The 22,889-nt window shown below is 68.5% G+C and carries 28 protein-coding genes; 15 read left to right on the top strand and 13 right to left on the bottom strand.

Annotated features, from left to right (window positions below; genetic code table 11):
• Window positions 1–150: 150 nt before the first annotated feature.
• From ACZ3HV_RS13495 to ACZ3HV_RS13485, 3 genes are read right to left on the bottom strand one after another with little or no spacing between them, the layout of a single operon-like run.
• Entirely contained in the window at window positions 151–936 is a 786-nt protein-coding gene (locus tag ACZ3HV_RS13495; protein WP_465684041.1) for an ABC-2 family transporter protein, read from the bottom strand.
• Window positions 933–1,700 (bottom strand): ABC-2 family transporter protein, encoded by a 768-nt coding sequence (locus ACZ3HV_RS13490; RefSeq protein ID WP_465684039.1) that lies wholly within the window; start codon window positions 1,698–1,700, stop codon window positions 933–935. Before ACZ3HV_RS13490 ends, ACZ3HV_RS13495 begins: the two co-directional genes overlap by 4 nt.
• Entirely contained in the window at window positions 1,697–2,674 is a 978-nt protein-coding gene (locus ACZ3HV_RS13485; RefSeq protein WP_465684037.1) for an ABC transporter ATP-binding protein, read from the bottom strand. The genes ACZ3HV_RS13490 and ACZ3HV_RS13485 overlap by 4 nt, the downstream gene beginning before the upstream one ends.
• 61 nt (window positions 2,675–2,735) lie before the next feature.
• Here ACZ3HV_RS13485 and ACZ3HV_RS13480 point away from each other — a divergent pair, with 61 nt between their 5' ends.
• Entirely contained in the window at window positions 2,736–3,668 is a 933-nt protein-coding gene (locus ACZ3HV_RS13480) for a helix-turn-helix transcriptional regulator (RefSeq protein ID WP_465684035.1), read from the top strand.
• Window positions 3,669–3,706: 38 nt separating this feature from the next.
• Here ACZ3HV_RS13480 and ychF read toward each other — a convergent pair whose 3' ends face one another.
• Both ychF and ACZ3HV_RS13470 read right to left on the bottom strand, forming a co-directional pair.
• On the bottom strand, window positions 3,707–4,783 hold the full coding sequence (gene ychF / locus ACZ3HV_RS13475) for a redox-regulated ATPase YchF (RefSeq protein WP_360362791.1): 1,077 nt from the start codon (window positions 4,781–4,783) through the stop codon (window positions 3,707–3,709).
• A 40-nt stretch (window positions 4,784–4,823) separates the two neighbouring features.
• Window positions 4,824–5,354: a GNAT family N-acetyltransferase gene (locus ACZ3HV_RS13470; RefSeq protein ID WP_465684033.1), complete on the bottom strand. Its 531-nt coding sequence runs from the start codon at window positions 5,352–5,354 to the stop codon at window positions 4,824–4,826.
• Between the two features lie 72 nt (window positions 5,355–5,426).
• On the opposite strand from ACZ3HV_RS13470, the gene ACZ3HV_RS13465 reads away from it, so the two are divergent.
• Window positions 5,427–6,293, top strand: coding sequence for a DUF817 domain-containing protein (locus tag ACZ3HV_RS13465; RefSeq protein WP_465684031.1), 867 nt, complete (start codon window positions 5,427–5,429; stop codon window positions 6,291–6,293).
• Between the two features lie 72 nt (window positions 6,294–6,365).
• Entirely contained in the window at window positions 6,366–7,142 is a 777-nt protein-coding gene (locus tag ACZ3HV_RS13460; protein WP_465684029.1) for a polysaccharide deacetylase family protein, read from the top strand.
• On the opposite strand, the gene ACZ3HV_RS13455 is transcribed toward ACZ3HV_RS13460, so the two are convergent.
• Entirely contained in the window at window positions 7,139–8,308 is a 1,170-nt protein-coding gene (locus tag ACZ3HV_RS13455; RefSeq protein WP_360362784.1) for a DNA recombination protein RmuC, read from the bottom strand. The genes ACZ3HV_RS13460 and ACZ3HV_RS13455 overlap by 4 nt on opposite strands.
• Before the next feature lie 252 nt (window positions 8,309–8,560).
• On the opposite strand from ACZ3HV_RS13455, the gene ACZ3HV_RS13450 reads away from it, so the two are divergent.
• Genes ACZ3HV_RS13450 through ACZ3HV_RS13435 form a run of 4 tightly spaced genes read left to right on the top strand, consistent with a single transcriptional unit; the run spans window position 8,561 to window position 11,730 of the window.
• Entirely contained in the window at window positions 8,561–9,751 is a 1,191-nt protein-coding gene (locus ACZ3HV_RS13450; protein ID WP_465684027.1) for a glycoside hydrolase family 64 protein, read from the top strand.
• A 39-nt stretch (window positions 9,752–9,790) separates the two neighbouring features.
• Window positions 9,791–10,129: an ArsR/SmtB family transcription factor gene (locus ACZ3HV_RS13445; RefSeq protein WP_465684025.1), complete on the top strand. Its 339-nt coding sequence runs from the start codon at window positions 9,791–9,793 to the stop codon at window positions 10,127–10,129.
• Window positions 10,126–10,575 (top strand): SRPBCC domain-containing protein, encoded by a 450-nt coding sequence (locus ACZ3HV_RS13440; protein WP_465684023.1) that lies wholly within the window; start codon window positions 10,126–10,128, stop codon window positions 10,573–10,575. The genes ACZ3HV_RS13445 and ACZ3HV_RS13440 overlap by 4 nt, the downstream gene beginning before the upstream one ends.
• A 33-nt stretch (window positions 10,576–10,608) precedes the next feature.
• On the top strand, window positions 10,609–11,730 hold the full coding sequence (locus tag ACZ3HV_RS13435; RefSeq protein WP_465684021.1) for an aromatic ring-hydroxylating oxygenase subunit alpha: 1,122 nt from the start codon (window positions 10,609–10,611) through the stop codon (window positions 11,728–11,730).
• 21 nt (window positions 11,731–11,751) lie between these two features.
• Here the strand turns inward: ACZ3HV_RS13435 and ACZ3HV_RS13430 are convergent, their stop codons facing one another.
• Window positions 11,752–12,360 carry an NAD(P)-dependent oxidoreductase gene (locus tag ACZ3HV_RS13430; RefSeq protein ID WP_465684019.1) on the bottom strand — a complete coding sequence of 203 codons (609 nt, stop codon included), beginning with the start codon at window positions 12,358–12,360 and terminating at the stop codon, window positions 11,752–11,754.
• Window positions 12,361–12,441: 81 nt separating this feature from the next.
• On the opposite strand from ACZ3HV_RS13430, the gene ACZ3HV_RS13425 reads away from it, so the two are divergent.
• Window positions 12,442–12,837 carry a winged helix-turn-helix transcriptional regulator gene (locus ACZ3HV_RS13425; protein WP_465684017.1) on the top strand — a complete coding sequence of 132 codons (396 nt, stop codon included), beginning with the start codon at window positions 12,442–12,444 and terminating at the stop codon, window positions 12,835–12,837.
• Here ACZ3HV_RS13425 and ACZ3HV_RS13420 read toward each other — a convergent pair.
• Window positions 12,830–13,870, bottom strand: a complete 1,041-nt coding sequence (locus ACZ3HV_RS13420; RefSeq protein WP_465684015.1) for a 4-hydroxy-3-methylbut-2-enyl diphosphate reductase — start codon at window positions 13,868–13,870, stop codon at window positions 12,830–12,832. The genes ACZ3HV_RS13425 and ACZ3HV_RS13420 overlap by 8 nt on opposite strands.
• A 121-nt stretch (window positions 13,871–13,991) precedes the next feature.
• Window positions 13,992–14,501 carry an HAD domain-containing protein gene (locus ACZ3HV_RS13415; protein ID WP_465684013.1) on the bottom strand — a complete coding sequence of 170 codons (510 nt, stop codon included), beginning with the start codon at window positions 14,499–14,501 and terminating at the stop codon, window positions 13,992–13,994.
• A 46-nt stretch (window positions 14,502–14,547) separates the two neighbouring features.
• On the opposite strand from ACZ3HV_RS13415, the gene xseA reads away from it, so the two are divergent.
• Entirely contained in the window at window positions 14,548–15,768 is a 1,221-nt protein-coding gene (gene xseA / locus ACZ3HV_RS13410; protein ID WP_465684011.1) for an exodeoxyribonuclease VII large subunit, read from the top strand.
• The gene (locus ACZ3HV_RS13405) at window positions 15,765–15,980 is read left to right on the top strand and encodes an exodeoxyribonuclease VII small subunit (RefSeq protein WP_132208222.1); all 216 of its coding nucleotides are present in this window, start codon (window positions 15,765–15,767) and stop codon (window positions 15,978–15,980) included. The genes xseA and ACZ3HV_RS13405 overlap by 4 nt, the downstream gene beginning before the upstream one ends.
• Here ACZ3HV_RS13405 and ACZ3HV_RS13400 read toward each other — a convergent pair.
• Complete coding sequence (locus tag ACZ3HV_RS13400; protein ID WP_465684009.1) at window positions 15,977–16,603, bottom strand: TetR/AcrR family transcriptional regulator; 627 nt, start codon at window positions 16,601–16,603, stop codon at window positions 15,977–15,979. The genes ACZ3HV_RS13405 and ACZ3HV_RS13400 overlap by 4 nt on opposite strands.
• Before the next feature lie 40 nt (window positions 16,604–16,643).
• On the opposite strand from ACZ3HV_RS13400, the gene ACZ3HV_RS13395 reads away from it, so the two are divergent.
• Window positions 16,644–17,243 carry a flavodoxin family protein gene (locus ACZ3HV_RS13395; protein ID WP_465684007.1) on the top strand — a complete coding sequence of 200 codons (600 nt, stop codon included), beginning with the start codon at window positions 16,644–16,646 and terminating at the stop codon, window positions 17,241–17,243.
• On the top strand, window positions 17,243–17,563 hold the full coding sequence (locus tag ACZ3HV_RS13390) for a DMT family transporter (protein ID WP_360362760.1): 321 nt from the start codon (window positions 17,243–17,245) through the stop codon (window positions 17,561–17,563). The genes ACZ3HV_RS13395 and ACZ3HV_RS13390 overlap by 1 nt, the downstream gene beginning before the upstream one ends.
• A gap of 450 nt (window positions 17,564–18,013) precedes the next feature.
• On the opposite strand, the gene ACZ3HV_RS13385 is transcribed toward ACZ3HV_RS13390, so the two are convergent.
• Both ACZ3HV_RS13385 and ACZ3HV_RS13380 read right to left on the bottom strand, forming a co-directional pair.
• Window positions 18,014–18,703, bottom strand: a complete 690-nt coding sequence (locus ACZ3HV_RS13385; RefSeq protein ID WP_465684005.1) for a nucleotidyltransferase family protein — start codon at window positions 18,701–18,703, stop codon at window positions 18,014–18,016.
• A gap of 189 nt (window positions 18,704–18,892) precedes the next feature.
• A complete protein-coding gene (locus tag ACZ3HV_RS13380; protein WP_465684003.1) occupies window positions 18,893–19,540 on the bottom strand; it encodes a DUF4245 domain-containing protein in 648 nt (215 codons plus the stop codon).
• Window positions 19,541–19,609: 69 nt separating this feature from the next.
• Here ACZ3HV_RS13380 and glpX point away from each other — a divergent pair, with 69 nt between their 5' ends.
• Genes glpX through ACZ3HV_RS13365 form a run of 3 tightly spaced genes read left to right on the top strand, consistent with a single transcriptional unit; the run spans window position 19,610 to window position 22,067 of the window.
• Window positions 19,610–20,644: a class II fructose-bisphosphatase gene (gene glpX / locus ACZ3HV_RS13375; protein ID WP_465684002.1), complete on the top strand. Its 1,035-nt coding sequence runs from the start codon at window positions 19,610–19,612 to the stop codon at window positions 20,642–20,644.
• Complete coding sequence (locus ACZ3HV_RS13370; protein WP_465684000.1) at window positions 20,641–21,594, top strand: carbohydrate kinase family protein; 954 nt, start codon at window positions 20,641–20,643, stop codon at window positions 21,592–21,594. The genes glpX and ACZ3HV_RS13370 overlap by 4 nt, the downstream gene beginning before the upstream one ends.
• Window positions 21,591–22,067 (top strand): hypothetical protein, encoded by a 477-nt coding sequence (locus tag ACZ3HV_RS13365; protein WP_465683998.1) that lies wholly within the window; start codon window positions 21,591–21,593, stop codon window positions 22,065–22,067. The genes ACZ3HV_RS13370 and ACZ3HV_RS13365 overlap by 4 nt, the downstream gene beginning before the upstream one ends.
• On the opposite strand, the gene ACZ3HV_RS13360 is transcribed toward ACZ3HV_RS13365, so the two are convergent.
• The gene (locus tag ACZ3HV_RS13360; RefSeq protein ID WP_465683996.1) at window positions 22,064–22,732 is read right to left on the bottom strand and encodes a FadR/GntR family transcriptional regulator; all 669 of its coding nucleotides are present in this window, start codon (window positions 22,730–22,732) and stop codon (window positions 22,064–22,066) included. The genes ACZ3HV_RS13365 and ACZ3HV_RS13360 overlap by 4 nt on opposite strands.
• Between the last annotated feature and the right edge of the window lie 157 nt (window positions 22,733–22,889).

The following is a 22,889-nucleotide window of genomic DNA, read 5'->3' as shown; positions in this document are numbered from 1 at the left end:
TAACCCGATCACCCCCTCCCCGGCGACCGCATTCCGGCGCAGGCTGTGCAGCTCGACAGGACGTATCCGTCTAAGCACACGCCCCCGCCCGCCTGGCGTGCGGCGTGGGGACGGCTGCGGGCCACACACCTCCTGTCGAGCTGCACAGCCCTACGACGTGGCGCCGGTGTAGCGGCGTAGGCCGGCTCGCCAGGCCAGTGTTGCCAGTGCCGCGGCACCTGCGGCCGCTGCTACCCCGGCGGCCAGCACACCAACCTGCGGGCCGCGCAGGAGGGCGACCGTCGGGACCGACGCGATCAGCGCCATCGGGAACACGTACGTCAGCAGCACCTGGATCGGCCGGGCGAACACGTCCGTCGGATACCGCCCGAGCTGCCAAGCCGAGTGATAGAACACATCGAGCTGCAACTTCGGTGCCCAGAACGCCAGGCAGGCCAGCAACACGCTCAGCGCCCATGTCACCACCAACGCAGCCACGACCAGCACCGCCCAACTCACCACCCCACCCAGACTGGGCAACGCATCGACCGCCCCGATCCCCCACCCGAGCACCCCGAGTCCCAGCGCGCACTCGATCAGCGCCAGCGGTGACGACAGCGACAGACTCGCCAGGAACAAACTCGATGCCGGCTGCAACAAATACCCGTCGAGCTTGCCGTTGCGGATCCCGTTCTCCGGGAACCACGAGAGATTCGGATCGATGAAGGTCCCGCGCATCCCGGTGATCAGCTGATACGTACCGATCAGCACCAGGAACTCGCCTTTCGACCACCCCGCCAACGTGTCGGCCCGGGTGAACACGATCAGTACGGCGGCCACCGCCGTACCGAGGCCGGTGAACGCCAGCAACACATCGAAGACCAGATTGATCCGGAAGGCGACACTCCGCCGCAGTGACATCGAGAAGCCCGCACCCAGCAGGCGAAGCAGCTTCACGATCCCACCGCCGTATAGCGCCGTACGCCGGCTCGCCAGACAGCACCGACGATGACCACGAACATCACCACCCAGACGAGCTGATATCCGAGTGCCGAGGCCAGCGATCCGGCGTACGGCGTACTGGACGCGATCTCGGCCGGCAGTCCGTTCATGCCGTAGAACGGCGACAGTTCCGCGATCCGGCGCCAGAGGTCCGGCAGCACGTTGATCGGCGCCGCCGTACCACCGAACAGGAAGATCAACTGACTGCCGAAGCCCACGACCGCATGCACGCGATCGGTCCAGAACGCGGCCATGGACAAGAGGAATGTCCACAAGAAGACGAGCACCGCGGCGAGGGCGACGCATGGGAGGCTGAGCACCACCGATCGCCAGTCGAAGCCGACTCGCAGCGAGATCCCGGTCAACAGCACGATGGGTGCGCCGAGGAGGGTCAGCCAGCCGCGGACGGCGAGATTCTCACCGAGTACGCCGATCACCACCGGCTGCGGTCGCAGGAGTTCGTGGCTGAGCGTGCCGTCGTAGATCTTTCCGGAGAACGTGTGCTGCTCGAACGACTCGGTCATCAACGTCACGAGCATGACGGCCACGTAGTAGCGAGCGATCGCGGGATCGTCCGGGTACACCGCCGACCAGATGAACAACCCGATCAGCGGCGCGACGACCGCCTGGACGACGAGCGTCAGCAGGAACCACCAGGCGCCCGACCACTCCAGCACCTGTTGACGGATGCGAAACCCGAGCAACTGTGCGGTCCTCATCGCAGGCCCTCCCGGTACGCCCGGTCGATGACCTTCTCCAGCGGCGGCTCCTCCACCGACAGATCGACGACCTCGAGTGCCTGCAGCAGTCGCCCGGTCGTCTGCGCGACCTCGTCCCGCCGGACCCGGAGCACCCACTGTCCCTCGGCCGACTCGACCACCTCGCCGTACTCCTCGAGGGAGCCGCTGTCACCACGCGCCGCGATCCGGATCAGCTTGTACGGCGACAATCGTGCGGACAGTTCCGCGAGCGGTCCGTCGTACTCGACGCAGCCTTTGTCGATCAGGATCAGCCGCGGGCACAATGACGCGACGTCGGCCATGTAGTGGCTCGTCAGCAACACCGTGGCGCCGGTCTGCCGCACGTAGTCGGCGACGAACTCACGGATCTGACTGCCCGCGGTGACATCGAGCCCGATGGTCGGTTCGTCCAGGAACAGCACCTCCGGGCGATAGATCAGCGCCATCGCCAACCCGATGCGCATCCGCTCGCCGAGGCTCAGCGCCCGCAGTTGCCGCTCGAGCAGCGGACCCAACTTCAGGAGGGCTTCCAGTTCGGCGAGCGTACGGCGGAAGTCCGGGTGCGGTACGTCGTACAACAAGCGCTGGTACTCCAGTGAGTCCATCACGGTCAGTTCCTGGGAACCGCCGACCGGCTGACTGCCGCGGACGAACGCGATCCGTTTGAGGAAGCCGGCCCGACGCTGCCACGGGACGGACTCCAGGACGCGAACCCGGCCGCCGGTCGGGTGCAGGATCCCGGACAGGATCTTCATCGTGGTCGTCTTGCCGGCACCGTTCGGGCCGATGAAGCCGACGACCTCACCGGGCTCGATCGCGAACGTCACCTGATCGAGTGCCTGCACCTCTCGGTACTCACGCCGGACGAGGGAACCGAGCGCCGCCCGCAGACCGCCTTTGCGGACCGGGGCGCGATAGGACATGGTCAATTCGTCGACCTCGACAACAGTCATGCGCCGACCGTAGGAAGAAAAGACGCCAGCTGGTGGCTTGTTTTCCTGCCATAGTCGAACCATGCGCGCCGAACGGCTCCTCCGACTGCTGCTGCACCTGCAGACCCGCGGTCAGTCGACGGTCGACCAGCTCGCGCACTCCCTGGAGGTTTCGCCGCGAACCGTCCAGCGCGACCTCGACGCACTCAGCCTGGCCGGCGTCCCGGTCTACTCGATCCGCGGGCGCGGCGGCGGCTGGGCTCTCCTCCCCGATTACCGCAGCCGCCTCACCGGGCTGACGCCGTCCGAGGTGATGTCGGTCTTCGTCGGAGCGACCGCTCACGTGCTGGCCGATCTAGGGCTCGATGCGTCGAGCGATCAGGCCGTGGCGAAGCTGATCGCCTCGCTTCCCGAGGGCACCCGACGAGAGGCCGAGTACGCACGCCAACGACTCTTGATCGACCACGCCGGCTGGGACGACCGCCGCGAGGCACCCCGCTGGCTCGACCTGTGCCGGCAAGCAGTCTGGGAGGAACGCCGAATCTCCATCACCTACGCCGACCGGACCGACGCCTTCACGGTCGCGCCCCTCGGCCTGGTAGCCAAAGCCCGCACCTGGTACCTGGTCGCCGCCCGCCCCGACAACCAGCTCCGCACCTACCGCCTGGGCCGCCTGACCTCAGCAACTCTCACCAACGAGCCCTTCACCAGACCGCCCGCCTTCGACCTCGCCACCTACTGGGCCGCCTCCCAACGCGAGTTCCGCGCGAGCCGCCCGTCGTACCCCATCGTCCTCCGCGTCCGCGACCACGCCATCCGCCGCTTCCGCCCCACCATCCCCATGCACCCGGAATCCGACGGCTGGTGGATCATCCACACCGACCTCGAAAACCCCCACGAAGCCTGCGCCGCCGTACTCGCCCAGGCAGGCAACGCAGAAGTCATCGCCCCACCCGAACTAACAGACCTGGTCCGAGACGCCGCCTGGACCATCTTCGAAGCAACTACACGCTGAACCGGAACTCCACTACGTCGCAGTCCCCTGCAGGGCTTCTAGACGTTGAAGCGGAATTCGACCACGTCGCCGTCCTGCATCACGTAGTCCTTGCCTTCCATGCGGACTTTGCCGGCGGAGCGGGCGGCGGTCATGGTGCCGGCTTCCATCAGGTCGGTGTAGGAGACGATTTCGGCCTTGATGAAGCCGCGCTGGAAGTCGGTGTGGATGACGCCGGCGGCCTCGGGGGCGGTGGCGCCGCGCTTGATGGTCCAGGCGCGGGATTCCTTCGGGCCGGCGGTGAGGTACGTCTGCAGGCCGAGGGTGTCGAAGCCGACCCGGGCCAGTACGTCCAGGCCGGGCTCGTCGATACCCATCTCGGTGAGCATCTCGCGCGCCTCGTCCTCGTCGCCGAGCTCGACCAGCTCGGCCTCGAACTTCGCGTCCAGGAAGATCGCCTCGGCCGGCGCGACCAGGTCACGCATCTGCTGCTTCAGCGGCTCGTCGGACAGTTCGTCGGCGTCGCAGTTGAAGACGAACAGGTACGGCTTGGCCGTCATCAGCATGAGCTCGCGGATCGCGTCCCGGTCCACGTCGGTCGCGATGATCGGCGTACCCGCCTCGAGGTGCTTCTGCGCGGCCCGGACCGCCTCGAGCACCACCGCGCTCTCCTTCTTCAGCCGCGCTTCCTTCTCCAGCCGCGGGATCGCCTTCTCGACGGTCTGCAGGTCGGCCAGGATCAGCTCGGTCTGGATGGTGGAGATGTCGTCGGCCGGCGAGACCTTGCCGTCGACGTGGGTGACGTCGTCGTCGCGGAACACCCGGGTGACCTGGCAGATCGCGTCCGACTCGCGGATGTGGCTGAGGAACTTGTTGCCGAGCCCCTCACCCTCCGAGGCGCCGCGGACGATGCCGGCGATGTCGACGAACTGCACGGTGGCCGGGATCACCTTCGCGGAGTCGTACAGCGCGGCCAGCTTGCCCAGCCGCGCGTCCGGTACGCCGACCACCCCGACGTTCGGCTCGATGGTCGCGAACGGGTAGTTCGCGGCGAGCACGTCGTTCTTGGTGAGTGCGTTGAACAGGGTGGACTTGCCCGCGTTGGGGAGCCCGACGATTCCGATGGTGAGTGCCACGGGCGTCAAGAGTACGCGGGGAACCCCGTCGCACCCCAATTCAGATAAGGAAGCCCTCCAGTTCGGCGCCGTACCAGCGACTCACGCGGCCGATGGACCGCATGCCCAGGCGGTGGCAGACCGCGAGTGATGCGGCGTTGCCGGGACGGACCACGGCGTAGATCGCGCTCAGCCCGGCCTTGAACCCGTGCCCGATCGCACCCCGCGCCGCCTCGGTCGCCAGCCCGCGACCCCACGCGTCCGGATGGAGGTGCCACCCGACCTCGATCTCGCCCTTGCTCGCGGTCCCATCGGACGGCTCGGGCAGCGGGACGAGCAACACCGTCCCCGCCACGATCCCCGTCGTCCGCTCCGCCACGGCCCAGACGCCGTACGTCGGGTCCTGGTTGCGCTCGTTCCAGCGTTCGATCAGCTTGGCGGCCGCGCCGCGATCCGTCATCACCCGCGGCTCGGCCCCGAGCCAGCGCGACACCTCCCAGCGCCGGTAGATGTCGAACACCCGGTCCTCGTCCGTGTCCACCCAGTCACGCACGACGAGCCGGTTCGTCTCGTAGACCACCTTCGGATCCATCGGCACCTCCCCATCGCTTGCCGATCCATCTATCCGTCCCAACCAGCTCGGGGCAAGCAACGTCTCCAGTCTGTGACCACTTGGACGCTGCGCACCAGATCCGCCTCACGCTTCGTGTTCAGTTGCCTGCAATTCCTGCGGTTCGGATGGCTCGAGGTGGTCTCGTGCCTCTTCCCGGCCTTCCTGTTCGCAGGCCTGGCGATCTCGAAGTACGTCGACCTCCCGATCGCCCGGTACGACGCTCTGCTCGTCTACTGCCTCGGCCTGACGCTGCTGTTCTGGGTGGTCCGGCTCGAGACGTGGCGCGAGGTCGCGGTGATCTTCGGGTTCCACCTGATCGGGCTCGGGCTGGAGCTGTTCAAGGTGCAGATCGGGTCCTGGCAGTACCCGGGCGACGCGGTCACCAAGATTGCCGGGGTGCCGCTGTTCGCGGGGTTCATGTACGCCGCGGTCGGCAGCTACCTCTGTCAGGCATGGCGGCGGTTCGACCTGCGGGTGAGCGGCTACCGGCCGATCCAGACCACGATCCTCGCGGCGCTGATCTACGCGAACTTCTTCACCCACCATTGGATTCCCGACCTGCGCATCCCGATCGCCCTCGGACTGCTCGTCGTGCTCCGCCGTACCTGGGTCTTCTACACCGTCGGAGTACGGCGCTATCGGATGCCGCTCGCGGTGTCGTTCGCGCTGATCGGTTTCTTCCTGTGGATCGCGGAGAACTTCGGCACGTTCCTGGACGCGTGGAACTACCCCGACCAGGTCGACGTGTGGCATCTGGTCCACCCGCAGAAGTTCGGCGCATGGTCGTTGCTCGTCAGCATGAGCTTCGTCCTCGTCGCCAGCGTCAAGTCGCTGGAGGGCCGGCTGTACCACCGTGGCGCGCCCGCGACAGTCGAGATCTCACCGCAACACGGGGACGCCAACCAGAGCAGAAGGTAGGGCGTCTTTCTCCATGTGAGGCTCCTGAGCGGGAGCGACTGGGGAACATCCGCCTGATCTGCAAGGAGCGTCATGTCCCGAAAGTTCGCAGCTTTCGTCGCGACCGGGGTGGCTTTGGCCGTCGTCGTCGGATCGTTGCTGGTCCTGGCGCTCGGACATTCGCGGCCACCGAAACCGGCCGCCGCGACCACACAGACCTCGTCGACCACCCCGCCCACAACGCCGTCACCGACACAGACGCCCATCGTCAACGCCCCGCCGTCGACGCCGCACCGCCCGGCGCCGAACCCGACCGCAGCACTTGCTGCAGGCAACAAAAAGGTGCTGTTCCTGAGCTTCGACGACGGCCCGGACCCGTACTGGACGCCGAAGGTCCTGCAGGTACTGGCGAAGCATGGCGCGCACGCGACGTTCTTCGAGCTCGGCTCCATGCAGGTGGCCCACCCGGGTCTGCGCGAGCAGGTACTTGCCGCCGGCAACACCATCGGCAGCCACTCGATCACGCACCCTCAACTGACCGCGATCTCGCCCGCCAGGCGGCACCACGAGATCTTCGACGGTCCGAGGTCGACCTGCTTCCGGCCGCCGTACGGCGCCTCGAACCCGAAGGTCCGCGCCGAGATCAGGGCCGCCGGCATGGTCCAGGTCCTGTGGGACGTCGACCCACGCGACTGGGCCCGCCCCGGCACCCCGGCGATCGTGCACAACATCCTCACCCACGCGCACAACCACAACATCATCCTGATGCACGACGGCGGCGGGAACCGCGCCCAGACGGTCGCGGCCCTCGACCAGGTCCTGCCGATCCTCAAGACCCAGGGCTACTCCTTCCCCGCCATGGACTGCTAGCCGGTCTGGGACGGCGGCCATCGTCTGGTGTCCTGAGTGTCCTCGACGGCCAGGAACTCCGGAGCGGTCAGTGGGCGGACCGAGGCTTCGATCGACTCCATCGCGGTGAGCTCGGCCTCGGTGACGTGAAGGTCGCGGAGCTTGCGAGCGGTGATGAAGACCCGGCGCTCGAAGGAGCCGACGGTGCCGTTGTAGGCCTCGACCGCGGTGGTCAGCGAGCGACCGACCCGCCCGAGGTGCTCGCCCATGACGCTCAGGCGGTCGTACAGCTCGCGGCCGAGCTCGAAGACCTGTTGCGCGGACTCGGTCAGCGCCGACTGGTTCCACGCGTACGCCGCCGCCCGCAGTGTCGCGATCAGGGTCGTCGGCGTCGCCAGGATGACCCGGCGCTCGGCGGCGTACTCGAGCAGGGACGGCTCGACGTCGAGCGCCGCGGACAGGAACGACTCACCCGGCACGAACAGGATGACGAACTCCGGTGACGGTGACAGCCGGGTCCAGTACGCCTTCGCCGCCAGCTGATCGACGTGCGTGCGCAGATGTCTCGCGTGGGCGAGCAACCGCTCCTCGCGGAACCCGGCGTCGTCCGACTCGGCCGCCTCCAGGAATGCCGCGAGCGGCACCTTCGAGTCGACGACGAGATTCTTGCCCTCGGCAAGCCTCACGACCAGGTCCGGCCGCAGCACGCCGTCCTCGCCGAACGTCGTCGCCTGCTCGGTGAAGTCGCAATGGGCGACCATCCCGGCGAGCTCGACGGTACGGCGCAGGTGCAGCTCACCCCACCGGCCACGAACCTGCGGTTTTCGCAGCGCGGTCGACAACGACGCCGTCTCGCGCCGCAGCGCCTCGCCGCTCATCCGCACCTCGTTGACCTGTTGATGAAGCTGGCTCTGCCACGCCGCACGCCCCTGCTCGAGCTGATTCAGCTGTGCGTGCAGGCGATCCAGCGCCTCCTTCACGACAGCCTGACCGCCCATCTGCTGCCCGACCGCCGTCCGCTCCTGCGTGAGCTCGACGACGCGATCCTCCGCCGCGTCCCGTTCGGCGGTCACTCGCGCGAGCTGAGCGCCGTCGCGCCCGCGCACCCAGAGCACGCCGAACACGGCCCCGAGCAGCAACCCCACCGCGAGGAACAGCAGGACCAGCAACACCGTCGTACCCGTCATGTCACAGATAGTGCCGAACCCCACCGACAGTTTCCGGAGGACCCGCTGTCGGAAACCCGACAGGGGTGGGGTGTTGACAGTGGGGGGCGGGGTTGGGGAACGATGAGAGCGCTCTCTCGGTCGTTCGGCGGTTCACCGTCCCTCGTCGTTCCGACCTGAGCGCCGGTTCGGGTGCCGCTGCTGCCCAGTGGTGCTGTGGGTGGGGCCGGCCGGCGCATCGCCTTCTCGTAGGGACTGACCAGAGGAGGAACTGTGCGCATCAGAAGTCGAGTGCTGGCACTCGTCGCGGCCGCGGCGAGCGTGGCCGGCGTGCTGACCGCAACCGTCGGAGGGCCGGCCCAAGCGGTCCCGGCCACCATTCCATTGCAGATCACCAACAACTCCGGCCGCGGCGACGCGGTCTACATCTACAACCTGGGTACGAACCTGGCCACCGGCCAGCAGGGCTGGGCAGATGCCGCCGGCAACTTCCACGCCTGGCCGGCCGGCGGCAACCCGCCCACCCCGGCACCGGACGCCTCGATCGCCGGCCCGGCCAACGGCCAGTCGATCACCATCCAGATGCCGAAGTTCTCCGGCCGGGTGTACTTCTCGTACGGGCAGAAGCTGGTCTTCAAGCTGACCACGGGCGGCCTGGTGCAGCCCGCCGTACAGAATCCGAGCGATCCGAACCGGAACATCCTGTTCCACTGGTCGGAGTACACGCTGAACGACTCCGGGATCTGGATCAACAGCACCCAGGTCGACATGGTCTCCGCGCCGTACGCCGTTGCCGTGAAGGCGGCCGACGGCAGCACCAAGACCACGGGCCACCTGAAGGCCGGCGGCTACAACGCCCTGTACGACGCTATCCGCGGCCAGTCCGGCGGGTGGTCGAACCTGATCCAGACAGCACCCGACGGTTCGGTGCTGCGGGCACTCTCCCCGCTGTACGGCGTCGAGACCGGCGCGCTCCCGTCGAACGTGCTGGACGACTACGTGAACCGGGTCTGGGCGAAGTACAGCTCCGAGACGCTCACTGTCACGCCGTTCGGTGACCAGCCGGACATCAAGTACTTCGGTCGCGTCTCCGGCAACGTCATGAACGTCACCAACACCTCGGGTGCCACCATCACGTCGTTCCAGAAGCCGAACTCGGCCAGCATCTTCGGCTGCGCCGGCCTGCTGGACGCGCCGAACGACCAGGTCCGCGGCCCCATCTCCCGCACGCTGTGCGCGGGCTTCAACCGCTCGACGCTGCTGACCAACACCAACCAGCCCGACCCCGACGACGGCGGCTTCTACCAGGACGCGGTCACCAACCACTACTCCCGCGCGATCCACGCGCAGATGGCGGACGGGAAGGCGTACGGCTTCGCGTTCGACGACGTCGGCAACCACGAGGCCCTGATCCACGACGGCAACCCCCAGCAGGCCGGCCTCATCCTCGATCCGTTCAACTGAGGCTTGACTCCAGCCTTGGTTAGTGGCAACTTACCGTTCGTGGGGACTAACGAATCACTGGAGACCGCGGGCCCGGTGCTGGATGCGCTGGGCGATCCGACGCGGCGGGTGATTCTGGAGACTTTGCGGCGGGGCGGGCCCTGCTCGGTCACTGTGCTGGCCGAGCAGGTGCCCGTCAGCCGGCCGGCGATCTCGCAGCACCTGAAAGTGCTGGGGGCGGTCGGACTGGTGCGCCACGAATCACGTGGGACGCGGAACATCTACCGGATTCATCGCGCCGGGCTCGACGAACTGCGGGACTGGCTGGACCAGTTCTGGGGTGACGCACTGCAGGCGTACGCCGACCACATCGAACGGACCGAGGAGGAGCGGGGATGACTGTGGAGCAAGGGATTGCGCCGCTGGTGAAGAAGATTGTCGTGCCGGTGGCTGTGGATCGGGCGTTCGAGGTGTTCACCGCCGAGATGTCAGCCTGGTGGCCGCTGCCTTCACACTCGGTGGGCGAGGTCCAAGCCCGCGCGGTGCGGCTCGAGGGTGCCGTGGGCGGGCGGATCGTCGAGTACGGCGATGACGGCGAAATCGCCACGTGGGGCACGGTGTCGGACTGGGATCCGCCGAAGACGGTGAGCTTCACCTGGCACCCGGGCAGTGATCCACAGCAGGCGGGACAGGTGACCGTCTCCTTCACCCCGACGGACGCCGGAACCGAGGTCGAACTGGTGCACTCCGGGTGGGAGCGCCGACCGGACGCGGCCCGCGCGCGGGCCGGCTACGACACCGGCTGGGACTACGTCCTGGGCCAGTACGTCTCCTCGTTGCAGTAGCGGGGCACGCCGTACACAGCCGATAGTGGGCAGATGGCGAACGCTCCCGTTGATGCTCGTGCACTTGAGGCCTCGCTGCGGCCGCATGGTGAGTCGGTCATGCTGCCGCGTGAGGCGTACACCGATCCCGCCGTATTCGCGTGGGAGCGACGGCAGTTCTTCGCCGGAACCTGGACCTGCCTCGGCCGGGCCGACGAGTTGGCCGCCGGGACGACGCATCGCGCGACGACCATCGGCGACATCGCGGTGGTACTGACGTTCGGCGATCGACCACGCGCATTCGCCAACACCTGCCGGCATCGCGGACACGAGCTGCTCCAACGGGACGAGACCAGCGATCGGCGGGCCGTGGTCTGCCCGTATCACGGGTGGTCCTACGAACTCGACGGCGCGGTGAAGGCGGCACCCCGGATGGGCGACAGCTTCGACCCCACGCCGTACAACCTGGTCGAGTTGCCCTCGGAGGTGTGGCACGGCTGGCTGTTCGTGAACGCGACCGGTACGGCGTCGTCGTTCGAGGAGCACGTGGGTGGGCTCACCGACCTGGTCGCGCCGTACGCGCCGGAAACCCTGGTCCTGAAGGCGCGGCACGCGTACGACGTGGCGTCGAACTGGAAGACGATCGTCGAGAACTACCAAGAGTGCTACCACTGCCCGTCGATCCACCCCGAGCTGTGCAAGGTGTCACCGCCGAACTCGGGCGACAACTGGAACCTCCCCGGCGCGTGGGTCGGCGGACTGATGGACCTGCGCCCGGAGGCCGAGACGATGTCGCTCGACGGGCGGTCGGGCGGGATCCCGTTGCCAGGCGTCGATCCACGCCGGGTGAACTACCTCGGACTCTTCCCCAACCTGCTGCTCTCGCTGCACCCGGACTACGTGATGACGCATCGCCTCGAGCCACGCGCGCCGGGACTGACCGCGATCGAGTGCTCGTGGTACTTCCCCGCCGATGTGACGGATCCGTCGTACGCCGTCGACTTCTGGGACGTGACGAACTGGGAGGACTGGGCCGCGTGCGAGTCCGTCCAGCGTGGCGCGGAGTCACCGCACTTCCGCCCCGGCCCGCTCGCACCCGCGGAGGACGCCGTCTACCAATGGGTGACGATGATCGCCCGCGGGTATCTCGGCAAGCCGCTCGTGTCCGGTGAGTGATGTAGCTCACTCACCGGACACTTAGTAGCCGAGGGTGAAGCGGCGGCGCTGGTGTGCCGGCTGCTCGATCTCGTCGACCAGGGCGACGGCGAAGTCCTCGGCGGAGATGTGGTCGCCGACGGGCTCGTCGAGGCCGAGGCGGAAGGTGCCGGTGCGCTCGCCCGGCGCGATGACGAACGCCGGGGACAGCATGCTCCAATCGGCGTCGGCGGCCCGGAGGTTCTCCAATGCCTGCGAGACGGTCAGCGACTCCGCCTTGTACTCGGTCGGGAACTCCGGTCCGTCGACGACTCGGTTGCCGTTGACAACCAAGCTGCCGGCGCCGCCGACCACGAGCACCCGGGTCGCCGTACCGCGCACCGCCGCGACCAGGTTGTCGATCGCGTCGAGGTAGTCCTGGTGGTCACCGCCGGTCCGGCTCGGGCCGATCGCGGCGACCAGTACATCCGCGTCCGCCGCGGCCTCCTTCACCGACGCGACGTCGTTGGCACTCCCCCGCGCTGCCCGGACGCCGGCCGGCAATTCACCGCCGGAACGGGTGATACCGGCGACCTCGTGGCCGCGACTGACCGCCTCAGCGGCGATCCGGCTGCCGACCATGCCACTCGCTCCGTAGACCGCGATCCTCATGACCATTCCTCTCGATTGGCTGACATCGCGGCCAACGGTATCCATTGGTAACTGGCTACTTCAACGTGCTATAAGTACCTTGTGGTAACCAATGAGCGAGGCAACGTCTTCGACCCGAACTGCCCGACCCGCGTCATCCTCGACCGGATCGGCGACAAGTGGACCGTCCTCGCCGTCCTGCTGCTGCGGAACGGCCCGTTGCGGTTCACCGAGCTCCGCGACGGGATCGGCCGGGTAGCGCCCAAGGTGCTGACCCAGACGCTCCGCCGGCTGGAGCGCGACGGCCTGGTCACCCGGGAGGTCTTCGCCGAGGTGCCGCCGCGCGTCGTCTACGCCCTGACCCCAGTGGGCGAGTCCCTGATCAAGCCGATCACGGCCGTCAGCGACTGGGCCGAGGAGCACCTGCCCGCCATCACCGAGGCCCAGGTGCAGTACGACGCCTCCACCACAAACACATCCGCGGTGACGGTCAAATAGTCCAGGCGTGATCTGAGGTGCCGGTGGTGGGGAGGCCGGCGGCCTTGAGGTCGCTGCGGAGCTCCCGAGGCAGGGCGAACGTCAGGCTCTCCTCGGCCGTGGTGACCTCCTGGACGTCGGCGTACCCGCGCTCGGCCAGCCAGTCGAGCACGTCGCGGACCAGGATCTCCGGCACGCTCGCACCGCTGGTGACGCCGACGGAGTCGACGCCGCTCAGCCAGGACTCGTCGATCTCGGCCGCGTAGTCGACCAGGTAGCCGGCCTTCGCGCCGTGCTCGACGGCGACCTCGACCAGGCGCACCGAGTTCGAGGAGTTGCGGGAGCCGACCACGATCATCAGGTCCGCCTCGGGGGCCAGCTTCTTGACCGCGGCCTGGCGGTTCTGGGTCGCGTAGCAGATGTCGTCACTCGGCGGGTCCTGCAACTTCGGGAACCGCTCGCGCAACCGCCGTACCGTCTCCATCGTCTCGTCGACCGACAGCGTGGTCTGCGACAGCCAGACGACCTTCTCCGGGTCGCGAACCACCACGTTCGGTACGTCGCGCGGTCCGTCCACGAGGTGGATGTGCTCCGGCGCCTCGCCGCTGGTCCCGATGACCTCCTCGTGGCCCTCGTGACCGATCAGCAGGATGTCGTAGTCGGTGGCGGCGAACCGCTTCGCCTCGTGGTGCACCTTGGTGACCAGCGGGCAGGTCGCGTCGATCGTCTTCAGCTGCCGCGCGGCGGCCTCCTGGTGGACCACCGGGGCGACGCCGTGCGCGGAGAAGATCACCGTCTGCCCCTCGGGCACCTCGTCGGTCTCGTCGACGAAGATCGCGCCGCGCGACTGCAGGGTCTGCACGACGTGCTTGTTGTGCACGATCTCCTTGCGCACGTAGACCGGCGGCCCGTAGAGGTCGAGCGCCTTCTCGACCGCCACGACCGCCCGGTCCACGCCGGCGCAGTATCCCCGTGGCGCGGCGAGCAGCACCCGCTTGGTCTTCACGGCGGTCGTCGTACCGGTGTCTTCGGGCTGGGCAGTCACGATCCCCATGGTACGGGCCGTGGCTGAGGACGCCCGCGTCGACCGGATCTGTGAGCAGCATCACGGGAAGGCGTCGAGGAGCCGTCCGCCCTGTCCGGACGGCTCCCCCGTGGGAGGTGTTACCAGTACGTCAATTCTGCGGCCGGAAAGCCTTACCGGCAAAGGGTTTTCCGTCCGCCCAGGCCCGGATCAGCCCGAAGTCGGTTGCCGTGAGCCCGGTTTGCGCGTCGACCTGATGCACCAACTGATGCTCGCCGGCGAAGAAGACCCGCTCAGGCTCACCCACTTCGTCGTCGACCCAGACGAACGGACGGTCCCTCACCCAGCTCGCGACGTACGGCGTCTTCCACGAGCCACGTCGTACTGGCTCCCTTGACGGCCAGACGATCACCGGGAGGTCGCTCGGCAGCCCCAGGAGCGGTGAGAGGAGGCGGTTGGCACCGTGCTCCCAGCTGGTGGCCCACACCAGGTCGAAGGTCGCGGCGAGCGCGGTCAGCTCGACGCCGTGCTGCTGGTTGAGGAGGACGTGCCACGTCTTGTCGCGCTCGGTGATGCGGTGCGGCTCGTATCCAGGCGGGATCTCCGTGGCGCGGTGCGGGTTCAGCGGGCCGTCGAAGTCGAGGAGGAGGAGCGGTCGCATCACTCAACGTTATGGGTTTGTCGGTGGCGGGTCGTAGGGTCTGGGGGTGGCTTTGGAGACCTCACCGGATGCGCCTGCGGCCGTTCGCACGATTGCGAACGGGATCGCCAGCTGGATCAACCAGCTCGGCGCCGTGTGGGTCGAGGGCCAGCTGACGGACGTCTCGATCGGGCGCGGTACGACGACGGTGTTCGGGACGCTGCGGGACACGGACGCGGACATCTCGTTGCGGTTCACCTGCAACCGGCGCGTGTTCGAGGCGGTGGATCCGCCGGTGACCGACGGATCCCGGGTCGTCGTGAACGCGAAACCGAACTTCTTCGCCCGGCGCGGCACGCTCGCCCTCGCGGTGAGCGAGATCCGGCATGTCGGCATCGGTGAGCTGCTGGCCCGGATCGAGCGGCTGAAGCAACTACTCGCGGCCGAGGGACTGTTCGCGTCGTACCGCAAGCAGAAGCTGCCGTTCCTGCCGCACACGATCGGGCTGATCTGCGGACGCGATTCCGCGGCCGAACGCGACGTACTGGAGAACGCGAAGCGGCGGTGGCCGGCGGTCGCGTTCCGGGTCGAGTATGCGTCGGTGCAGGGGCCTTCGGCGGCCGGTGAGGTGATGACGGCGCTGCGGAAGCTCGACGGGGACGACACGGTCGAGGTGATCGTGATCGCGCGCGGCGGCGGCTCACTCGAGGATCTGCTGCCGTTCTCCGACGAAGGGCTGATCCGGGCGGTCTCGCAGGCGAAGACGCCGATCGTGAGCGCGATCGGGCACGAGCCGGATTCGCCCCTGCTCGACCTGGTCGCGGACCTGCGCGCGTCGACGCCGACGGATGCGGCGAAGCGGATCGTGCCGGATGTGCGCGAGGAGCTCGACGGGGTCCGTCTGCTGCGGGAGCGCGGGCAGCGGGCGATCACCTCGTGGCTGGATCGGGAGATGCACGCGCTGGCCGCGATCCGGAGCCGGCCCGCACTCGCCGCTCCGGTGACCGGTCTGCAGCGGCGGTCCGAGGAGGTCGCGGCCCTGATCGAGCGGAGTCGGCGGACGCTGACGCATCGCCTGGACCGCGCGAGTGACGACATCACGCACCGGTTGGCGAGCGTACGGGCGCTGTCCCCGAAGGCGACGCTGGAGCGGGGGTACTCCGTGCTCCAGCTGGCCGACGGGACCGCCGTACGGGAAGTGGCGCAGGTGGCGCCCGGCGACCTGCTGCAGGCGCGGGTCAGTGACGGCCGTTTCGCGGTCGAAGTCAAGTCCGAGGAGAACACGTGAGCGGCGACCGACCGGAGATTTCCTACGAGCAGGCCCGCGAGGAGCTCGTCGAGGTGGTCCGCAAACTCGAGGCCGGCGGCACCAGCCTCGAGGAGTCCCTCGCGCTGTGGGAGCGCGGCGAGGAACTGGCCGCCACCTGCCAGCGCTGGCTGGATGGCGCCCGCGAACGCCTCGCCAAGGCCCAGGCCGCCCACGAGGAGAAGCCGAACTAGCGTCCCAGCAGGTTGGTGACGACTGCCTGCAGGCCGGACTTCATCCGGGCGAGGTCGAAGCCTTGGGTGCGGAGCGCGTGGTGCAGGTCGGCGGCCAGGGGTGCCAGCAGGATGTGGGCGGTGTAGTCGGCATCGAGATCCGAGTTGGCGCTCTCGATCAGCATCGCTAAGTGCCGGTGCCAGAGGTGGTACGACCCGATGCGGTAGCGGGCGCCGTCGGAGGCGTTCTCACTGTCCATGAACAGCTCGACATGCCGATCGAGTAGGTCCAAGTAGGCATCCAGAAAAGCCATCACCCGGATGACCGGCGGGGCGCCCGGGCCGAGCGGCGGAGGGCCGCTCAGGATCTTCGCCTGCAATTCCTGTTCGCGCTCGTCGAGCAGGGCGACCGCGAGGCCGGCCCGGTCGCCGAAGCGGCGGAACACCGTGCCTTTGCCCACGCCCGCCGCCGCGGCGATCGAGTCCAGCGACACGTTCTTCACACCGTGCTCGGTGAACAGCCGGTCAGCCGCCTCCAGCACCCGCAGCCGGTTACGCCGGGCGTCGGCGCGTTCCGGGCGTGGTTCGCCGACGACCGGCAGACCCCGTTGTGAAGCGGACTGCGGTCCGGTACTGTCGTTCATAAGACGGACTGTAGTCCGCTAACGACTTTGGAGGAAGCACATGAGCACTACCCCCGCCCGGATCGCGGTCGCGTTCCACTCCGGGTACGGCCACACCGCCAAGCAGGCCGAGGCGGTCGCCGCCGGTGCCGAGTCCGTGCCGGGCACCATGGTCGAGCTTGTCCCGCTCGACGAGCTGACCGAGGACGTCTGGGACCGGCTCACCGCCGCGGACGCGATCGTTTTCGGCGCACCGACGTACATGGGCAGTCCGAGCGCGGTGTTCAAGAAGTTCGCGGAGGAGAGCGTGCGGGTGTGGGCCGCCGACCTCGCCTGGCGGGACAAGATCGCGGCTGGGTTCACCAACTCCAAGGCGATGTCCGGGGACAAGCTGAACAGCCTGGTCGATCTCGCCGTGTTCGCCGCGCAGCACGGGATGATCTGGGTCGGGCTGGACCTCTACCCCGGCTGGGCGGAGAGCACCGCAAGCATCGAGGATCTCAACCGGCTCGGCAGTTGGCTCGGCGCGATGGCGCAGTCCGACGCCGATCTGTCCGCTGAGAAGGCGCCGCCGGAGACGGACCTGCGGACCGCGGCCGCCCTCGGCGCCCGGGTTGCGACCGTGACCCAGCGACATCTGCGCGGAGCCATGGCGGCCTGATGACGTGGCTGGTGCTGCTCGCGGCCGCGGCGTTCGAGATCGCGTTCGCTCTCAGCCTGAAACCGAGTGAGGGTTTCAGTCGGCTGTGGCCGACCGTCGGCGTGCTCGTGTTCGGGGTCATCTCGGTCGTTCTGCTGGCCAAGACGCTGGACCGGCTCCCGGTCGGGACGGCGTACGCGATCTGGACCGGCCTCGGCTCGGTCGGGGTGGTGACACTCGGCATCGTCCTGTTCGGCGAGCCCATCACCCCGGCCCGCCTGGCCTGCATAGCCCTGATCGTCACCGGCGTCGTAGGCCTCCGCCTGGCCGGCGCCGACTGACCCGGACCTCCACCACTCACCAACCCCACCCACACCCCACCCCGCAGGCGTGCCCACGCCTGAACCTCAGCCGAGCAGCCGGGTTGGTGAGTGGCCGGCGTGCGGTCCGCCCCGAGACTGCGAACCTCCAGGCCACCGTCCGCCCCGGCCCGAGGCTGCGAACCTCCAGGCCACCGTCCGCCCCGGCCCGAGGTTGCGAACCTCCAGGCCACCGTCCGCCCCGGCCCGAGGTTGCGAACCTCCAGGCAACCGTCCGCCCCGGCCCGAGGTTGCGAACCTCCAGGCCACCGTCCGCCCCGGCCCGAGGTTGCGAACCTCCAGGCCACCGTCCGGCCCGGGCCGTGGTTGCGGACCTCCAGGCCATCGCAATCGGCCGTCTGGAGCCGTGCGCCGCCCGCGCGGGGCTTGGAGCGCGTGATTGTGATGGCCTGGCGGTCCGCGGGGTTTGGGTTAGTGGGCGGTTCGGCGGCGGGGGCGGGAGCGGGTGGGGAGGGGGACGGGGTGGGTGTCGACGGGTGGGCCTTCGAAGGCGCCGGGGGCGAAGGCGCCGGAGGCGGGGGTGTAGCCGGAGACCAGGCGGCGGTAGTCGTCCCAGGTGCCGGCCCGGGGCGGAACGTTGCCGATGGCATCGACCTGGGTGAGCGGGTAGCGGCCGCCCTCGATCAGCTCCCAGAGGTCGGCGTCGTTGCGCAACTGCCGCAGTTCGCCGAACAACTCCTTGCCGAACCAGCACGGATGCCCGTGGCCGTCGTCGTACCGGCTGACTCCGATCGGGGTGGCCGGTCCGGCGACCTCGGCCACCAGGGACCAGACGGTGGCCGACGTGACGCCGGGCTGGTCGCCGAGCAGTACGACGATGCCGTCGGTGCGGCGATCGACCGCGTCCAGCGCCGGCACGATCGACGAACTGCCGGTATCCGCGTGCGGTGACTCGACCACCCGGGCACCGTCGAAGTCGACGCGATCATGGATCTGCTCCGACGCGCTGCCCAGGGTGACGATCAGCTGGTCGAAGGAGCATTCGCGAGCGACGTCCAGAGTCGCGCCGAGCAGAGTTTCGCCGTGGTAAGCCAGCAACTGCCAGGGCACACCGAGGTGTGGTGAACTGTCGGCGCCCAGCAGAAGCCCGGTGACGAACATGGCAGATCAGCTCCCGCCCGGAGATGGCGAAACCACGTGAGGGCTCCTTCGCGCTTTTCCCCGAGCGTGTACAAGCCGAAGAATCGATGGAACCTCGCACCGAACACATGTGTCAACGACCGTCCGGAACGTGGTCAGTAACGCCCGGAATTCTGGGCAGTACGACGGGTGACAGTCCGCAACGACCGTTTAACGCAATGTCGAAGCAAACGCTTCGAGCGCGGGATATCCGGCATTTCCGGTGACGATCGTGGTGACTCCGGAACCGACCAGCACCAAGGCGTTCTCCTCTTTGCGGTCGAGCAGAACCTTGCGCTGCCAGGTCACTCCGCTGACCGTGCTGGTCCCGTCGTCGCTGGTCCGGCCCATCTTGTCGGACTGGAATTGTCCGCCGGTGACATTGGACTGTTCGAGACCGACGTATTTCTTCTCGGTCGTCACGATGCCGAGGTGCCAGGTCATCGGCCGCTGCTCCGGGGCGCGGAATTCCACGCTGGTCGCGGTCCAACCGGTCGGCATCGGCTCTGGCCCGCGGACCCATGGGGCGACCTTGCGGGCGTCCTCCAGTTGAGCGGAGTACTCGACCGCGTTGACCTTTTCTTCCTTCGGCCGCCACGTGACGATCGTCAGGAACGCGACCACGATGAAACAGGCCACCAGCGCCCAGGCCATATTCGGCAGCGTGCGCGCCTTCGCCCGATCCTTCCGGTTCTGCTCCCGGTAAGCGATCGCCTCGGCCCGCGCCCGCGCCTTCTCCCGGGCAGCCGCAACCGCCCGCGGATCTTCCGTCGCCGCGGGAGCGCCGTCGTTGGAGGGGCCCTGACCTGTCGAACTCATGCCACCAGTGTCTCGCGACCCCCAATGCGCCCGAACAGCGCCCACACCAGTTGGCTACGATCCGGTGGCATGAGCGACCCGACCACGCCACCTGCCCATCTGGAGGTCGAGGCGCACGCGCCTGACCGCAACCTCGCCCTCGAACTGGTGCGGGTCACCGAGGCCGCGGCGATGGCGGCGGGCCGCTGGGTCGGTCGCGGCGACAAGAACGGCGCCGACGGCGCGGCGGTGAACGCGATGCGGACGCTGATCGGCACGGTCGGGATGAACGGCGTGGTGGTGATTGGCGAAGGCGAGAAGGACAACGCCCCGATGCTCTACAACGGCGAGCAGGTCGGCTCCGGCGACGGACCGGAGTGCGACGTCGCGGTCGACCCGGTCGACGGTACGACGCTCGTCGCCAAGGGCATGAACAACGGCATCGCGGTGATGGCGGTCTCCGCGCGGAACTCGATGTACGACCCGTCCGCGGTGTTCTACATGGAGAAGCTCGTGGTCGGTCCGGAGGCGGCCGACGTGGTCGACATCCGGCTCCCGGTCGCCGAGAACATCCGCCGGGTCGCGAAGGCGAAGGGATCGACGGTCGATGACGTGACGGTCGTCGTACTCGACCGGCCGCGGCACGAGGACCTCGCCCAGCAGGTCCGGGCCACCGGCGCGCGGATCAAGTTCATCAGCGACGGGGATGTGGCCGGTGCGGTCGAGGCGGCTCGGCCGGACACCGGTCTGGACATGTTGCTCGGCATCGGCGGTACGCCGGAGGGAATCATCGCCGCCTGCGCGATGAAGTGCCTGGGCGGTCTGATCCAGGGCCGGCTCTGGCCGCGTGACGACGAGGAGCGGCAGAAGGCGATCGACGCCGGCCATGACCTCGACCGCGTGCTCAGCACCGACGACCTGGTCAGCGGTGACGACTGCTTCTTCGTCGCAACCGGAATCACCGACGGAGAACTGCTCCGCGGCGTGCGGTACGGCCGATCCACCGCTCGGACCCACTCACTGGTGATGCGATCCCGCAGCGGCACAATCCGCAGCATCGAGAGCGTCCACCAACTGGAGAAGCTCCGCGCGTACTCTGCCATCGACTTCGAGCACGCCCGATGAGTGCACCTGTCCTCGTCATTGGCGAGGCTCTAGTGGACATCGTCGGTCCGGCGCCGCGGACCCCGCGGAACGGCAACGGGAGTGGGAAGCCCAGTGCGGTGCCCGGCGGGTTTGCTGCCAATGTCGCCGTGGGGCTCGCGCGGCTCGGCGTACCGACCGAGTTGGTGGCGCGGTTCGGGACCGATGCGTACGGCGACATGCTCGGGGCGCACCTGTTCGGGAACGGGGTGCAGCTCGCGCCCGGTGCCGTCGACCCGGGTTTCCGGACCAGCACCGCGACGGCGACACTCGATGCGGCCGGAGTCGCGTCGTACCAGTTCGACATGACCTGGGACCCGCCGGCGCTCTCACTGACGCGCGGGTGCCCGGCGATCCACACCGGCTCGATCGCGACCATGCTCGAGCCCGGGGCGACGGCGATCCGCGAGTTCCTGAAGGCAGTCGCCGGGCAGCCGGTCACCGTGACCTTCGACCCCAACGCCCGGCCGGCGATCACTCCGGATCCGGTGTCGACGTGGGCCGCTGTCCGGGAGCTGGCCGGATGGTCCGACCTGGTGAAGCTGAGCGACGAGGACTGCGCGTTCCTGCAGCCCGGGCGTCCGCCGGACGACATAGCGGCCGAATTGCTGACCGCCGAGCGGACCAAGTGCGTGGTGATCACCCTCGGCGGCGACGGCGCGCTCGGGGTCACCCGGGACCACCGCGTCGAGGTACCGGCTCCGGCGATCGAGGTGGTCGACACGGTCGGCGCGGGCGATTCGCTGATGGCCGCATTGATCGCCGGACTGCAGGCTCGCGGTCTGCTCGGCGCGACTCGGTTGGCCGGGCTGACCCCCGAGGACCTGCGAGCGGTCGTGGACTACGCGGTGAAGGCTGCCGCCATCACCTGCACGCGACACGGCGCCGACCCGCCCACCGCCGCCGAGTACGCGGCAAAGTGGGGTTCATGACGGTGTCTGCCGAGGCTTGGACTTCCGAGCTGGAGTCCAAAGGCAGTGTGGTGTTCCTGCCGCGCCGGGGACGGCTCGTGCTTCGGCTGGCCGGGTTCGGTCTGCTGATGGTGCTGTCGGCGTGGACGAATGTCGACCATTTCCGGGCGGACGATGTGTCGGGCGCGCTCGGCGTACTGCGGCTGACGGCGCTGGCCGCGTTCGTCTACGGCACCGGGCTGACGCTCTGGCAGCTGGTCGCCCAGCGCCCGGTCGTCAGGATCGATGCCGACGGCATCACTCGCGGCCGGAGCCTGAGGTGGTCCGGGATCACCAGCATCGACGACCCAGCCGGGCTACCGGGGATCCGGGCTGTCCAGGTCCGGCCGACAGATCGGCGTACCCGCCCGATCACCATTTCCCAGGACAACGTCGAGGATCTGGCCGCCCTGACTCCCTGGCTGCGCGCCCTGCTCGACCAGCACAGGTCCTAGGACACGCTGCTCCGGACCGCGCTGAGGTGTTCGCGTGAGCGAGCCGCGGCCAACTCGGGGTCGCGGGCACGGATCGCGTCGGCGATCGCCTCGTGGGCGGCCTGATCGTGGCGGTGCCGATGCTGGTCGTCGAGCTTCAGCATGTCGATCATCGCCCGCCGGATCCGCGGTACGAACGTGTCGAACAGCTCGGCCAGTACGGCGTTGTGCGCGGCCATCACCACGGCCCGGTGAAAGGCCAGGTCCGCCTCGACGTACCAGTCGTCCGGTGACTTCTCGGACGCCTTCTTCCGGTCGGCCAACGTGTAGCGGAAGGTCTTCAGGTCAGCCGGCGTACGGCGCTCGGCGGCGAGCCGGGCCGCCTCGGTCTCGATCGCGAGCCGGCCTTCCAGAACATCGGTGATGTCGGCCTTCCGCAGTACCTTGTCCCAGTCCTCGGCGGCCTGCTGCGCGATCACGAACACCCCGGCGCCCTGCCGGCTTTCGAGCACCCGGCGACCGGCCAGCTCACGGACCGCCTCGCGGATGGTCGACCGGCCGACGCCCAGTTGCGCGGCCAGGGTCGTCTCGCCGGGGAGCTTCTGGCCGAGCGCCCACTCGCCGCCGCCGATCCGGCGGAGCAACTCCTCGGCGGCCTGCTCCGCGAGCGGGTGACGGCGAATCATGCGGGTCAGTCTAGTGGCTGAAAGTTCTCAGCTTGTCTGAGGAGTTGGTTTCGGGTTAGCATGGCTGCCATGTCCTCGAACCTCCTGCTTGCGGGCCTCCTCCTTCTTGGCCGCCACGGCGGGAGCTGACTCGATCGGCGCTCCCTCCGTGGAGTGC

The organism is Kribbella sp. NPDC020701, assembly GCF_055562215.1.
Note: the sequence above shows the minus strand (reverse complement) of the source record. Positions and strands in the feature narration are given on the sequence as shown.